Raw genomic sequence first — 12,844 nt, 5'->3', positions numbered from 1 at the left:
CGTTCCTGGCAGGGTGGGCGGGTGACGTCCCTGGTTGCCCGCGCCCGCAGCAGCCGGCGCGGACAGCACGTCGTGGTCACCGTCGTCGTCGCCCTGATCGTGGCCACCGTCGCGCTGATCCCGCTGGTGGAACGCTCGTTCTCCGCGGGCCTGGTCGACTACCGCGTGCAGAACCTGCCGCCGGTCAGTGCCCAGGTCGAGGTGGCCGGGCCGCAGCGGTACGCCCACGATTTTCAGCAAATGGCGTGGTACGTCGATCCGCGGCTGCGCGCGGTGACCGAGGCGCCCGTGGACACCACCCAGGTAACCGCGATGTGGGCCGACCAGAGCGTCCTGGTCCTCGTGCAGAACAGCGACGGGCAGTGCCAGCAGATCAAAATCACCTCCGGCCGTTGTCCGTCGGCGGCCAACGAGATCCTGGTGTCCGACGCGGCGCTCACCGCGCAGAAGGTGAGCGGCATCAAGCTTGGGTCCGGGATCGACGTACAGCAGGTCAACGGCTCGGTATTGCCGCAGGACCTGCCGAAGAAGGTCCTCAAGGTGGTCGGGTCGTTCACGGCGACGGCCACCTCGTACTGGGGCGGGGTCGACCCATCTCGGTATGCCCCACCCAACCCGGCGCGCACGGCGCCGAACCAGGTCTGGCTGACCGGCCCGGCGACGTTCGACACCAGCCAGGGCTGGTACTCCCCGAACCTGTCGGCGAGGTTCCCGCTCAAGAATGACGCGATCAACGCCAACACCCTCAGCACAGCGGTCGCGGGCTCGGCGAAGACGAGCAGCGCGATGCCCGACGGAGTGACGATCACCGAGCCGCTCACCCAGGTCCAGCAGGACATCGCGGTCGACCTCGACCAGGTCAAGCAACTCGTGCCGTTGCTGTTCGTGCAACTGCTGATCCTGGTCTTGATCCTCGCCTACCAGGTGTTCAGTCTGCTGACGAACCTGCGCCGCTCGGATGCGGCCGTGCTCAAGATGCGTGGACACGACCGGCGCAGCCTCTTGCGATTCGCGGTGGGTGAATTCGCAGGCGCGGTCCTGCTGGGACTGCCGATCGGTCTGTTGATCGCCTATCTCGCGGACGCTGCGATCGGACGGTTCATCCTGCCGACCCACACGCTGCCCAGCTGGAACTGGTGGGCGCTGCTGTGGGCCGTGCTCGCCGTCCTTGCGGCGATCGCCCTCTTCGCCGTTATCTGGTCGCGGATGACCCGGACCCCGATCATCGACCTGATGCGCGCCGCGCCGCGCCGGGTCCGTGGAGTGCCGGTGTCGCTGATCGTGGCCGGTGCACTCGCGTTCGCTGGCGTCGTGCTCGCCGCCACCGGCAACCTGTCCGGCGCACCGAGTCTGCTGGTCCCGACACTGGCAGCCATCGTGCTCGCCACACTGCTGGCGGCCGGGCTCGGTGTGGTCGGTGCTGCGCTGGTACGCCGACTGTTCAGTAGCGGCCGGGCGACCGGTGCGCTCGGGCTGGCCCAGACGATCCGTCGCCCGGGGGTCGTCCCGGTGCTGACCACGCTGATCATCGCCACGACACTGGTCAGCTTCAGTGCCAGCTTGTTGATGCGCGGTGATGAGAACCGGCAGGCGCGGGCGACGGCCGACATCGGGGCTGCCGTCGTCGTGGGCGCGAGTTCCTCGGTGACCGGGGCCGTTGACCCCTCGGCGCTCCTGGAAGCGGTCGACAAGACCGATCCGAGTCATACCCACCTGACACCGGTCATCGAGATCAGCGCTGCGTCGGACAATGCGCTCGCCACCGTCGGTGTCATTCCGGCCGACATGAAGCGAATTGCCGCGACCGACGGATTGTCGTCCAGCGTGCCCTGGGACGCGCTGGCCCAACCTGGTTTGCCGGCGGCTCTCTCCGCGATCACCTCCGACGCCGTGACCGCCAGGACCGGTAGCCAGCTGACGGCGCCGAGCATGGCCGACCGGGACGGGCAGGTGACCGTGGTCGCGACCACCGCGTACATTCCCGGAGTTCCGTTGCAGGCGGTCGTCGTCGATCTGAAGACCATGTTGGCTGCTGGCTCGCGGACCGATCAGGTGCTGGAAAGCGTGTGGTCGTCGACGACGGATCCCGCTGTGCTGCAACGGTTGAAGGACAACCTGGGTGCTGCCGGGTTCGATCTCATCAACGTCAACAGCATCGCCCAACAGCGGGCCAAGTATGACGCCACGGCCACTGCGTGGTCGATGCACCTGAGCTTGTTGCTCGGCGCCGCGGCCGTCTTGGTGGCGTTGCTCTCCCTCGCCACCATGGTCACGGCGACGCGACGCCAACGGGCGGTCGACGTACGTTCGCTGGCGGCCGCCGGAGTCCCGCGCCGGATGGTCGCGCGAGCCACCACGATGGAGTTCCTCCTGGTCGCCGTCGTCGCGGCCGTACTCGGCCTGATCGCGGCGCCCGTCGGCGCCACGATTGTCGGCGACTCGCTGCCCTGGTGGTCGACGCCACCCGACTACCCCGTCACCAGAACCGGATTCGCCTGGCCCGCCGGGGTGGGGGCGGTCCTCGTCCTCTTCCTCGTGCTGGCGATCATCGCCGTGCTGGTGAGCCGTCGAGCGCTGCGGGCTGCGGGAGGTGCCCGATGACCGACTTCGAGCCCCGGCAGGGCATGGCTGTGCAAGTGGACCGCCTGGTGCAGATCTACACCGTGGACGGCCAGGACGTCGCGGCGCTGTCCGGGGTCAGTCTGGCGGTGCCCAGCGGATCGGTGGTCGCGCTCGTCGGGCCGTCGGGCGCCGGCAAGTCCACCCTGCTGAGCGTGCTGTCCGGGCTGGTCCCACCTAGTGCCGGCCGCGTCATGCTGGGTGATCTGGACCTGTCCCGGGCCAGCACCGAGCAGGTCGACGCGCTGCGCGGTGACAAGGTCGCCGTCATGGTGCAGGACATCGACCGGAACCTGTTGCCCTACTTGAGTGTTCGCGAGAACGTCAGTCTCACGGCGCCACCGCGGCTGCGCACCGCGATCCGCCCGGCGGACGCGCTGGAGATGGTTGGTGTCCCCGAGGAGGACTGGAACTCCCCGATCGGCGCGGTGTCCCCGACGGTGCGTCAGTTGACCGCCCTGGCATCGAGCGTCGCGCCCGATCCCCAACTGCTGCTGGCCGACGAACCCACCTCGAGCCTGACCGGCGATGAGGCTCGCCGGATCACCGAGGCTCTGCGCGCTATCAACAACCAACGAGGTACGACGATCGTGGCCGTTACGCACGACGTGGACGTGGCCGTCGGGCTGGGTGGGCGGATCGTGACGATCCGGGATGGCCGGGTCGGCAACGACAGCACCAGTTTCGAGACCACGGAGATCCTCGTCGGCGAGGGCGGCACCGTCCTGCTGGGCGCGGAGTTCGACACTGACTTCCCACCGGGCACACGGTTGCGGATCGAGCGGGATCCGGCCAACGGCGCGATCATCCTGACGAAGGTCGAGGAGTTGCGGTGATCCAGATCGATTCGGCCACAGTTCAATTCGGTGACACAGCAGTCTTGCAAAAGCTGAGTCTGGACGTCCCGGACCGCAAGGTCGCCCTGGTCACCGGGCACGCGGGGAGCGGCAAGTCCACGCTCATCGACCTGTGCCGGGGCGTGCTGAAGCCGGACGCGGGCAACGTTGCGGTCGACGAACCGATCGCCGTCGTCACGCAGAGCTACCAGTTGCCGAGCAGCCTGACCGCTTTGGAGCAGTTGGTGTTGCAGGGGTTGATCCGAGGGGCATCGGCAGACGAGGCGGAGCATGCCGGTCAGGAGTTGCTGGTGGCGCTCGGGCTGGACGGCGTCGACCGCAACATGCCCGATGAACTGTCCGGTGGTCAGCGTCAGCGACTCGCCGTGGCCCGTGCCCTCGCTGCCCAGCCGAAGACCCTGCTGCTGGACGAACCCACCAGCGCGCTGGACCGCGCTAGTCGCGGCTTGGTCTTGCGGGCCGTACGCCTGGCAGCCGACGGCGGCGCTGCGGTCCTGATGACCACCAACGACGTGGAGTTGGCCGACTGGGCCGACCAGGTCATCTCGCTGTCCTGAGGCGACCGGCGCCATGACACGATGCCGCCATGCAGATCCGTCCCGCCCGCCGCGACGAAGCGGCCGCTATCGCTGACCTCGTGCAAAGTGCCTACCGCGGTGAGTCCGGCCGTCGTGGGTGGACCACTGAGTCCGATCTCCTTGACGACGAGCGGATCGATGCGGACGGTGTGCGGGCCATCATCGACGGTGCTGACAGCGCGGTTCTGAACGGACGGGACGGCGACCGACTCGTCGCCTGCGCCGAGCTGCGACGGTTCGACGAGCACACGGCGTACTTCGGGATGTTCGCAGTGGACCCGACCCTGCAGAACGCCGGGGTGGGCCGTGAACTACTCACCGCCGCAGAGGTTTACGCGCAACAGACCTGGCACGCGGACACGATGCGCATGCAGGTTATCGACGCCCGTGCGGAACTGATCGAGTGGTACCACCGGCGCGGTTATCAGGACACCGACGAGGTCATTCCGATGCCGCCGGAGCTGCTGGCCGCTGCCAGTCGGCCGGATATGGCCTTCGTGGTGCTCACCAAACCGCTCGGGCCCGCTTTGACCCCGATCACTGCCGCGGACCGGGCGGTGTGGGAGCCGCTGTGGCAGGGCTACCTGGAGTTCTATGAGGAGCAGTTGCCCGACACCGTCACCGACGACACGTTCGCGCGACTCGTTGCCGATGAGGAGTTGCACGGGGTGCTCGCCCGGGATGCTGACGGGACGGCGATCGGATTCGTGCACTGGCTGTTCCACGCCTCGACGTGGACGCCGCAGGGCTACTGCTACCTGGAGGATCTCTTCGTGTCGCCGGATTCCCGCGCGCACGGCACGGGTGCGGCGTTGATCGCGCATGTGGTCCGCGCGGCGCGCGATGCAGGAGCCGCCAAGGTGTATTGGCTCACCCAGGAGGGCAATTCCCGCGCCCGGTCGCTCTATGACAAGGTGGCGACGGATACCGGATTCGTCCACTACGAGATCGACCTGGGGTAATCATGCGCGTACTGATCATCGGCGGACACGGCAAGGTCGCTCTCCTGGCGGCGCCGTTAATGATCGCGCAGGGGGCTGAGGTCACCAGCGTCGTGCGCAACCGCGACCAGTTCGACGATGTGCGCGCGACCGGCGCAGAGCCGCTGTTGCTGGATGTCGAGAGCGCCGACGTCGACGCAATGGCCGCGGCATTCGAGGGCTACGACACGATCGTCTGGTCGGCAGGTGCGGGCGGCGGGTCACCGGAGCGCACCTACGCGGTGGACCGGGACGCGGCGATCCGGTCGATGGACGCTGCGGAGCGGGACGGGGCGCGGTATGTGATGGTCAGCTACTTCGGAGCCGGCCCGGACCACGGGGTGCCGCCGGACAACTCCTTCTTCGCGTACGCCGAGGCGAAAGCCGCCGCCGACCAGCACCTGACCGCCTCCGGGCTGAAGTGGACTCTGCTGCAGCCGAGTTCGCTCACGCTGGCCGAACCCACGGGTCGCATCGATGCCGACGCCACCGAGGGCACCCAGGTCTCCCGCGGCAACGTCGCCCGGGTGATCGCAGCCGTCGTTGCGGCAGGAGACAAGGCGGCCGGGCGGACTATCGCCTTCAACGACGGCGACACCCCGATCGATGAGGTCCTCTAGCAGTCGTCGTTCTTCCAGGAGCCGCTCTCCAGCACCCACGGTTGGCGGTTCTGGTTCAGACCGCTCTTGGCGTAGGTGTAGGTCGCGAAACCAGAGTCAGCGTTGACCAGCACGCTGAGGGTGGCGATCGGCGCCGTGCCGTAGCTCTGGTGCACCTTCTGCACCACGGCGCTGAACACCGGCTCGCTGTAGAGCTTCTGACAACGGGCCGATACCAGCGCGTACGCGGCCGGCCCGTTGCCGCCGGTGTAGAAACCTGAGTAGGAACGGACCGCCGACTCCAGCGCTGCGTTCGGGCTGGCAGCCTTGCTGTCGTTGGCCGGGGGTGGCGTAGTCATCGACCCAGTAGGCGACGCGGACGAAGTGGCCGTCGTGGACTGAGTGGGCGACGCGGACGAGGTGATCGAGGCGGTCGGCGAGGTACTCGTGGCGGTGGGGCTCGGCGTACCCGCATCGGACCCACCGCCGCACGCGGCCAACCCGCCGCTCAGAGCGACGGCGACCCCGGCGATCGCGCAGCGGTGCAGCCTCATGCGCGAACCATAACTCGCGAGTTCGTGAACGAGGTGGGTCGTGCCGGACAATGGAGGTATGAAGACGATCCTGAACATCATCTGGCTGGTGCTGTGCGGATTCTGGATGTTCTTGGGTTACCTGCTCGCCGGAATTGTGCTGTGCATCTTCATCATCACGATCCCGTGGGGCATCGCCTCGTTCCGCATCGGTGCCTACGCGCTGTGGCCGTTCGGACGGACCATCGTGAGCAAACCCAACTCCGGTGCCGGCAGCACGATCGGCAACGTCATCTGGATCATCTTCGCCGGCTGGTGGCTGGCCCTCGGCCACATCACGACCGGCATCGCGCTGTGCATCACGATCATCGGGATCCCGTTCGGGATCGCCAACTTCAAGATGATCCCCATCGCGCTGGTCCCGCTGGGCAAGGACATCGTGCCGACCTCGTCGCTGCGCGCGGGTCAGCAGGCGCTCGTCGAGCTGTAGGCGGCTAGAGCACCGGAGGTCGGGTCACGTCGTACAGGTCGGCGCCGGACTTCCAGAACGCCTCCATCCCGCCGTCGTTGATGGCGGCCGCCTCGGAGGCGTGGATCGGATAGATCCCAGCGATGTTGACGACATCCTGCGCCGGGGCACCCTCGGGTGCGTCGAGCACGTTGAGGAAGTCCTGCTGGTCCAGCAGGGTCGGCGCGAAGATCACGAAGTGGTCCATCGCGGATTCCTCCGTGATCGGCTGGCCGAAGTTCAGCACGTTGCCGTAACTGAACGGGCAGTCGGTGAGGTTGACCGCCAGCAGTCCGACCGCGCGCGCCCAGCGGTGATCGGTGGAGCGCACCCCGATCAGCAACTCCGGGCGGCCCCGGGTCCACGCCGGGTTGTCCAGCAGCGACAGTCCGTAGGTGACGCCGATGAGCATCCCCGCCTCCGGGACGTCCTGGTAGACCAAGGCGCTGATCGGGGTGCCGTCGGCCAGGTTCTGGTAGTAGACGTTCGCCGGAGGCTTGCCGGCGAGCGCGTCGACATGGTTGGCGAAGTCCTCGGCCCTGGTCACCAGGCCCACGCTACGCGAGGTGCCCCTGGGCGATCGCGGTGGCAAAGCTGGGCGTGAGCGGGAGCAACGGCAGCAGCGTCGCCTGGAACGCGTGATAGAGATCCGGCTTGCCCGCCCACACCGTGGCGGCCGGCTGGTTGGCGGCGTCGAGTTCGTGGTGCCACGAACCGTTCTCGTGATCGATGACGTAACGCTGCGTGTAGTCCCACCACTGCGCATACCGATCGGCGTACGCCGGGTCGCCGGTCCGGTGCCACAGCGTCACGGCCGCGCCGAGCGCCTCGGCGACGACCCAGTGCATCCGTTCGCGCACTACCGGCCGACCGGACCAGTCCGTGGTGTAGACGAACCCATCGGCGCCGTCCGCGGCCCAGCCGTCGGTGACCGCGCGGTCGAAGAGGGCTTTGGCGGGGGTCACCCAGTCGGTGTCCCGGTCGATGCCCAGGGCGGCGTCCAGGTGGATGAGCAGCCGGGACCACTCCAGGCCGTGTCCGACGGTGGCGCCGTAGGGCTTGAACTGGTCGCCGGGTTTGTCGCGATTCAGCTCCAGTTGCGGTTGCCAGTCGGCGTCGAAGTGCTCGGGGATCCGCCAACCGTTCCCTTCTGCCTGGGTGACGACGAATTGCGAGATGCGGGAAGCCCGTTCGAGCCAGGAGCGGTCGCCGGTGACGTCGGCCGCCGCCAGACACGCCTCGACCAGATGCATGTTGGCGTTGATGCCGCGGTAGGGGTCCAGCGTGCTGAACGTGCGGTCCCACTCATCCACCGCCAGGCCGGCCTCCTCGTCCCAGAACCTCTCCAGGAGGACGTCCTGCGCGTCCGCCAGGAGGGCCTCCGCGCCGCTGAGCCCGGCCGTCACCCCCGATGAGGCCGCCAGCAGGACGAAGGCGTGCGCGTAGGCCGCCTTGGTGCCGTCCGCATCGTGCTGTCCGACGCTGGCCAGCCACCCGCCGTACTCCGAGTCGTGCAACCGGCCGGTCAGCCCGTCCAGCGCGGCTTGCGCGATCGGGGTGCAGCCCGGAAGGCCCATCAGGTGACCGAGGGAGTAGACGTGCACCGTGCGCGCGGTGATCCATGTGTGGATCCCGTTCTGCGGCAACGGGTTTCCATGGTCATCCAGCCAATAGGCACCTCCGTCCGCACTCGGCGTACGGCGCCCGAAGGTCAGCAGCGAACGCGCCTGCTCGTGCAGCCATTCACGGTGGGTCGGCAGGTCGGGCCACGGGGTGGTCATGGCAGCGATCATCCCACCGGTTGCCACATGTGACCCGGCCCACATAAGATACTGACCGATCGTTCAGGAAAGGCTGGCCTCATGGAAGACCGCACCCCGCACCCCGAAGACCTTGAACCCATCGAACGGGCCTCGACCGATGAGTTGCGCGCGCTGCAGACCGAGCGGCTGCGCTGGTCGGTGCGGCACGCCTACGAGAACGTGCCGCACTACCGCAACAGCTTCGACACCGCGGGGGTGCACCCGGACGACATCAAGGAACTGAGCGACCTGGCCAAGCTGCCGTTCACGGCCAAGGCCGATCTGCGGGACAACTACCCGTTCGGGATGTTCGCGGTGCCCCGCACCCAGGTCGCCCGGGTGCACGCGTCGTCGGGCACGACCGGCAAGCCCACGGTCGTGGGCTACACCGCCAAGGACATCGACACCTGGGCCACCGTGATGGCGCGCAGCATCCGCGCAGCCGGTGGGCGCGCGGGCGACATCATGCACAACGCCTACGGATACGGCTTGTTCACCGGGGGCCTCGGTGCGCACTACGGCGCCGAGAAGCTCGGCTGCACCGTCGTGCCGGTCTCCGGGGGGATGACCGAGCGTCAGGTGCAGCTCATCCAGGACTTCCGGCCCGACCTGATCATGGTCACCCCGTCCTACATGTTGGCGATCATCGATGAGATGGAGCGTCAGGGCGTCGACCCGCGGAAGACGTCGCTGAAGGTGGGCATCTTCGGTGCCGAACCGTGGACCAACGACATGCGCCTGGAGATGGAGCAGCGCCTCGACATGCACGCGGTCGACATCTACGGCCTGTCCGAGGTGATGGGTCCCGGCGTCGCCAACGAGTGTGTGGAGACCAAGGACGGCCTGCACATCTGGGAGGACCACTTCTATCCGGAGGTGATCGACCCAATCACCGGTGAAGTGCTGCCCGATGGTGAGGAGGGGGAACTGGTCTTCACCAGCCTCACCAAGGAGGCCATGCCGATCATCCGCTACCGCACGCGCGACCTGACCCGGTTGCTGCCCGGCACCGCCCGCACGATGCGCCGGATGGAGAAGATCACCGGTCGTACCGACGACATGATCATCCTGCGCGGGGTGAACCTCTTCCCGACCCAGATCGAGGAGCTCATCCTGCGCACGCCGGCCCTGTCACCGCACTTCCAGTGCGTGCTCTCGCGCACCGACACCCTGGATGCCATGACCGTGCTGGTCGAGCACCGCGAAAGCGCTTCTATGGCAGATGGTCTCGCCGCCGGTCAGGAGTTGCGGCACCTGGTGAAGAGCACGATCGGCGTCTCCGTGTCGGTCGACGTCGTCGCTCCGGACTCGGTCGAGCGTTCGGTGGGCAAGATGCGCCGGATCGTGGACCAGCGTCCGAAACGGTAGGACTACCGCTCGCGCAGGTCGAGAATGTCGGTATGGCCGAGCCCAGCGAGCTGATCGGATCCTGGCGCGCGCCGGTGTGGTTCCGCGTGCTCTTCTGCGGCGCCGCCGCCCTGCTGGCCGGTGCGTCACTCGTCATCGGACTCGGCGGCGAACCGAAACGGGTCGGAATGATGCTGGCGCTGGTATTGCTCGCAGGCTTCCTGGCGCTGTTCGCGCTCCGGCCGGGTATCGACCTGACGCACGAGGACGTCCTGGTGCGAGGGCATCTGTTCGGTCGGCGGATCCCGCTGGCCGAACTGGCCGCTGTCGAACTGTCCCGGGCCGGGCTGGTGTTCTGGTACGGCGAGCGCGGGGTCAAGGAGGCGCCGCTGGTCGGCGAGCAGAACCTCCTCGGTGGCGGCCCCACGAGTGAGGAGCGGGCCGAGGCAGCCCGCGCCGCCATCCTGGTGGCCCGCGACATCCACCTGCGCGATCACGGGCTGGCGGCGCCCGCCGATCCGCGCGACACCGACGAGCGACTCGGCAAACGGTTCCGGGAGGGTGGTTTCAGCCGCTTCGAACCGTGGTCCGACGACTGACCTGGCCCTACTGCTCGACGACCTCGGCCAAGTACATCGTCATGTCTGCGGGCAGCGTTGCGGCGTCCTTGCCGGCGGCGGCCATCTGCGGCGAGGTGAGCGCTGCATTCAGAGCCGCCTCGTCGTCGAACCACAGCTCCGCCACGAAGTACGGCGTCTTCTCCCCACCCAGCCCACGCGGGTGCGACGTGGTGAAGCGCCGCAACCCGGGCAGCGACTTGACCAGATCGACGTGGGTATTGGCGTAGTGCTCCTCGAATTCGTCCACACTCGTGGGCTGTTCGTAGACGACCGTGATCCGGTGCATCAGGCATCTTCCTTCGCGACCAGGGTCAGGACGTCGTACGTCGCGACCGGTTCATCGTGCTGGTTGGTGACCACAGCATCCCACCGCACCTCGCCGTAGTCCGCGCTCGACCGGGGGGTGATGGCCTTGACCGTGAGCGTCACCGCGATGTCGTCGTCGACCTTGACCGGCGTCAGGAAGCGCAGGTTATCGACGCCGAAGTTGGCCAGGACCGGACCCGGGTTGGGCTCGACGAACAGGCCCGCGGCCAGGGACACCACCAGGTAGCCGTGCGCGACGATCCCACCGAAGAGCGGGTTCTTCGCAGCGGCCTCCGGGTCGGTGTGTGCGTAGAACGTGTCGCCGGTGAATTCCGCGAAGTGGGCGATGTCCTCGCCGGTCACGGTACGTCGATCGGAGACGATCGCGTCCCCGATCCGCAACGTGGCCAAGGACTTGCGGAACGGGTGCTGCTCGGACACCGTGCGCTCGGCTCCGGTGAACCAGGATCCGGTGATCGCGGTCAGCGCATCGGGGGAGGCCTGGATCGCGGTGCGCTGCATGTGGTGCAGGACCGCCCGGATGCCACCGAGTTCCTCGCCACCACCGGCCCGCCCGGGGCCACCGTGCACCAGGCTCGGCAACGGCGACCCGTGGCCGGTCGACTCGCTAGCGTCGTTGCGGTCGAGGACCAGCAAGCGGCCGTGCCACGGCGCCACTCCGAGGATGACCTCGCGCGCGACGGCAGGGTCATGGGTGACCAGGGAGCCAGCCAGACTGCCGCCGCCCTTCGCAGCCAGCGAAATGGCGTCTGCGACGGAGGAATACGTGATCACGGTCGAAACCGGTCCGAACGGCTCGACCTCGTGCGGTTCCGTGGCGCCCTCGTGGGCGCGCAGCAGCACCGGCCCCATGAAGGCACCGTCCACCGCGGAAGCGCCTACGACGGTCACGTGGTCGGGGTCGCCGAAAACCAGATCCGAGGACGCCCGCAGCGACTGCACACTCTTACGCACCTCGTCACGCTGGTCGAGGCTGACCAGGGCACCCATCCGCACCGTGTCGTCAGCCGGGTTGCCGACGGTGATCTTCGACAGCCGTTGTGACAGAGCGGAAATCACGTCGTCGGCCCGTTCGGTGGGCACGAGAACCCGGCGGATCGCCGTACATTTCTGCCCGGCCTTGACGGTCATCTCGGTGACCACGCCCTTGACGAAGAGGTCGAACTCCGGGTCGTCGGGCGTGACGTCGGGACCGAGGATGGAGCAGTTGAGAGAGTCGGCCTCCACCCCGAGTTCGAGGCCGCCGTGCACGACGCTGGGGTGCTGTCGCAGCGTCGACGCCGTCGCTGCCGAACCGGTGAAGGCGACGTGGTCCTGGGTGCCCAGCAGATCCAGCAAGCCGTCAGCGCTACCGCACAACAGTTGCAGGGCGCCGTCGGGCAGGAAGCCGCTGTCCAGCATCGACGCGACGACCGCGTGGGTGAGGTAGGCCGTCTGGGTGGCCGGTTTGACGATGGTCGGGCGGCCGGCCAGGAACGCCGGGGCGAACTTCTCCAGCACGCCCCACGTCGGGAAGTTGAAGGCGTTGATCTGCACCGCGACCCCGGGCCGGGAGGTGTAGATGTGCTGGCCGACGAAGGTGCCGCCCTTGCCGAGGGCCTCCGGTTTGCCGTCCAGGACGATGGTGTCGTTGGGCAACTCCCGGGTGGCCTTGGACGCGAACGAGAAGACGGTGCCGATGCCGCCGTCGATGTCGACCGCGGAGTCGCGCTTCGTGGCGCCGGTGCGGGCAGACAGTTCGTAGAAGCCGTCCTCGGCCGCCGTCAGGTGCTTGGCGACGTTCTTCAGGATCGCCGCGCGCTCGTGGAAGGTCAGCGCCTGGATCGCGGGCACACCCACCGACCGGGCGTGGTCGACGGCGCCGGCCAGGTCGGCACCGGTGGCCGACACCCGGCAGACCTCCTCACCGGTGACGGCATCGAGGACCGGGCGGCCCTCGTCAGCGGCGGTGAACCAGGAGCCGGCGAGATAGCTGCTGAGCAGTTCGGACACGAGGGAACCTCTCGGGTTGCGCGGGTGTGACGTAGCTGACATATTATTACTGAACGAACGGTCTGTAAATACGCCAGGAGGC

The 12,844-nt window shown here is 67.9% G+C and carries 13 protein-coding genes; 8 read left to right on the top strand and 5 right to left on the bottom strand.

Features of this window, described 5'->3' with window-relative positions; genetic code table 11:
* The first annotated feature begins 21 nt into the window (after positions 1 to 21).
* The 5 genes from AZH51_RS07280 to AZH51_RS07260 are packed head-to-tail and all read left to right on the top strand — an operon-like array spanning position 22 to position 5,654.
* Positions 22 to 2,601, top strand: coding sequence for an FtsX-like permease family protein (locus tag AZH51_RS07280; protein WP_291522775.1), 2,580 nt, complete (start codon positions 22 to 24; stop codon positions 2,599 to 2,601).
* Complete coding sequence (locus AZH51_RS07275; protein ID WP_291522773.1) at positions 2,598 to 3,455, top strand: ABC transporter ATP-binding protein; 858 nt, start codon at positions 2,598 to 2,600, stop codon at positions 3,453 to 3,455. The genes AZH51_RS07280 and AZH51_RS07275 overlap by 4 nt, the downstream gene beginning before the upstream one ends.
* Positions 3,452 to 4,033 carry an ATP-binding cassette domain-containing protein gene (locus AZH51_RS07270; protein WP_291522771.1) on the top strand — a complete coding sequence of 194 codons (582 nt, stop codon included), beginning with the start codon at positions 3,452 to 3,454 and terminating at the stop codon, positions 4,031 to 4,033. Before AZH51_RS07275 ends, AZH51_RS07270 begins: the two co-directional genes overlap by 4 nt.
* A 29-nt stretch (positions 4,034 to 4,062) precedes the next feature.
* Positions 4,063 to 5,016 carry a GNAT family N-acetyltransferase gene (locus tag AZH51_RS07265; RefSeq protein ID WP_291522769.1) on the top strand — a complete coding sequence of 318 codons (954 nt, stop codon included), beginning with the start codon at positions 4,063 to 4,065 and terminating at the stop codon, positions 5,014 to 5,016.
* Entirely contained in the window at positions 5,016 to 5,654 is a 639-nt protein-coding gene (locus AZH51_RS07260; protein ID WP_291523019.1) for an NAD(P)H-binding protein, read from the top strand. Before AZH51_RS07265 ends, AZH51_RS07260 begins: the two co-directional genes overlap by 1 nt.
* Here the strand turns inward: AZH51_RS07260 and AZH51_RS07255 are convergent.
* Positions 5,651 to 6,187: a hypothetical protein gene (locus AZH51_RS07255; protein WP_291522767.1), complete on the bottom strand. Its 537-nt coding sequence runs from the start codon at positions 6,185 to 6,187 to the stop codon at positions 5,651 to 5,653. The genes AZH51_RS07260 and AZH51_RS07255 overlap by 4 nt on opposite strands.
* A 58-nt stretch (positions 6,188 to 6,245) precedes the next feature.
* Between AZH51_RS07255 and AZH51_RS07250 the strand changes: the two genes are divergently transcribed.
* Entirely contained in the window at positions 6,246 to 6,656 is a 411-nt protein-coding gene (locus AZH51_RS07250; RefSeq protein WP_291522765.1) for a YccF domain-containing protein, read from the top strand.
* A gap of 4 nt (positions 6,657 to 6,660) precedes the next feature.
* Here AZH51_RS07250 and AZH51_RS07245 read toward each other — a convergent pair whose 3' ends face one another.
* Both AZH51_RS07245 and AZH51_RS07240 read right to left on the bottom strand, forming a co-directional pair.
* Complete coding sequence (locus AZH51_RS07245) at positions 6,661 to 7,221, bottom strand: suppressor of fused domain protein (protein WP_291522763.1); 561 nt, start codon at positions 7,219 to 7,221, stop codon at positions 6,661 to 6,663.
* Positions 7,222 to 7,231: 10 nt separating this feature from the next.
* Positions 7,232 to 8,455 carry an AGE family epimerase/isomerase gene (locus AZH51_RS07240; protein WP_291522749.1) on the bottom strand — a complete coding sequence of 408 codons (1,224 nt, stop codon included), beginning with the start codon at positions 8,453 to 8,455 and terminating at the stop codon, positions 7,232 to 7,234.
* Positions 8,456 to 8,536: 81 nt separating this feature from the next.
* Between AZH51_RS07240 and paaK the strand changes: the two genes are divergently transcribed.
* On the top strand, positions 8,537 to 9,844 hold the full coding sequence (paaK, locus tag AZH51_RS07235) for a phenylacetate--CoA ligase PaaK (RefSeq protein ID WP_291522747.1): 1,308 nt from the start codon (positions 8,537 to 8,539) through the stop codon (positions 9,842 to 9,844).
* 32 nt (positions 9,845 to 9,876) lie between these two features.
* Entirely contained in the window at positions 9,877 to 10,422 is a 546-nt protein-coding gene (locus AZH51_RS07230; protein ID WP_291522745.1) for a hypothetical protein, read from the top strand.
* A 7-nt stretch (positions 10,423 to 10,429) separates the two neighbouring features.
* On the opposite strand, the gene AZH51_RS07225 is transcribed toward AZH51_RS07230, so the two are convergent.
* Positions 10,430 to 10,729: an EthD family reductase gene (locus AZH51_RS07225; RefSeq protein WP_291522743.1), complete on the bottom strand. Its 300-nt coding sequence runs from the start codon at positions 10,727 to 10,729 to the stop codon at positions 10,430 to 10,432.
* Positions 10,729 to 12,804 (bottom strand): phenylacetic acid degradation bifunctional protein PaaZ, encoded by a 2,076-nt coding sequence (gene paaZ, locus AZH51_RS07220; protein ID WP_291522741.1) that lies wholly within the window; start codon positions 12,802 to 12,804, stop codon positions 10,729 to 10,731. The genes AZH51_RS07225 and paaZ overlap by 1 nt, the downstream gene beginning before the upstream one ends.
* Between the last annotated feature and the right edge of the window lie 40 nt (positions 12,805 to 12,844).

It is taken from the genome of Branchiibius sp. NY16-3462-2 (assembly GCF_001594145.1).
In the GTDB taxonomy this organism is placed as follows: Bacteria; Actinomycetota; Actinomycetes; order Actinomycetales; family Dermatophilaceae; genus Branchiibius.
The sequence above is the reverse complement of the archived record's forward strand: the minus strand, read 5'-3'. Positions and strand labels throughout refer to the sequence as shown.

Coding starts and splice junctions, on each gene's coding strand:
- AZH51_RS07250 (WP_291522765.1), top strand. CDS start 6,246: ATGAAGACGATCCTGAACATCATCTGGCTGGTGCTGTGCGGATTCTGG.
- AZH51_RS07225 (WP_291522743.1), bottom strand. CDS start 10,729: ATGCACCGGATCACGGTCGTCTACGAACAGCCCACGAGTGTGGACGAA.
- AZH51_RS07230 (WP_291522745.1), top strand. CDS start 9,877: ATGGCCGAGCCCAGCGAGCTGATCGGATCCTGGCGCGCGCCGGTGTGG.
- AZH51_RS07255 (WP_291522767.1), bottom strand. CDS start 6,187: ATGAGGCTGCACCGCTGCGCGATCGCCGGGGTCGCCGTCGCTCTGAGC.
- paaZ (WP_291522741.1), bottom strand. CDS start 12,804: ATGTCAGCTACGTCACACCCGCGCAACCCGAGAGGTTCCCTCGTGTCC.
- AZH51_RS07275 (WP_291522773.1), top strand. CDS start 2,598: ATGACCGACTTCGAGCCCCGGCAGGGCATGGCTGTGCAAGTGGACCGC.
- AZH51_RS07265 (WP_291522769.1), top strand. CDS start 4,063: ATGCAGATCCGTCCCGCCCGCCGCGACGAAGCGGCCGCTATCGCTGAC.
- AZH51_RS07240 (WP_291522749.1), bottom strand. CDS start 8,455: ATGACCACCCCGTGGCCCGACCTGCCGACCCACCGTGAATGGCTGCAC.
- paaK (WP_291522747.1), top strand. CDS start 8,537: ATGGAAGACCGCACCCCGCACCCCGAAGACCTTGAACCCATCGAACGG.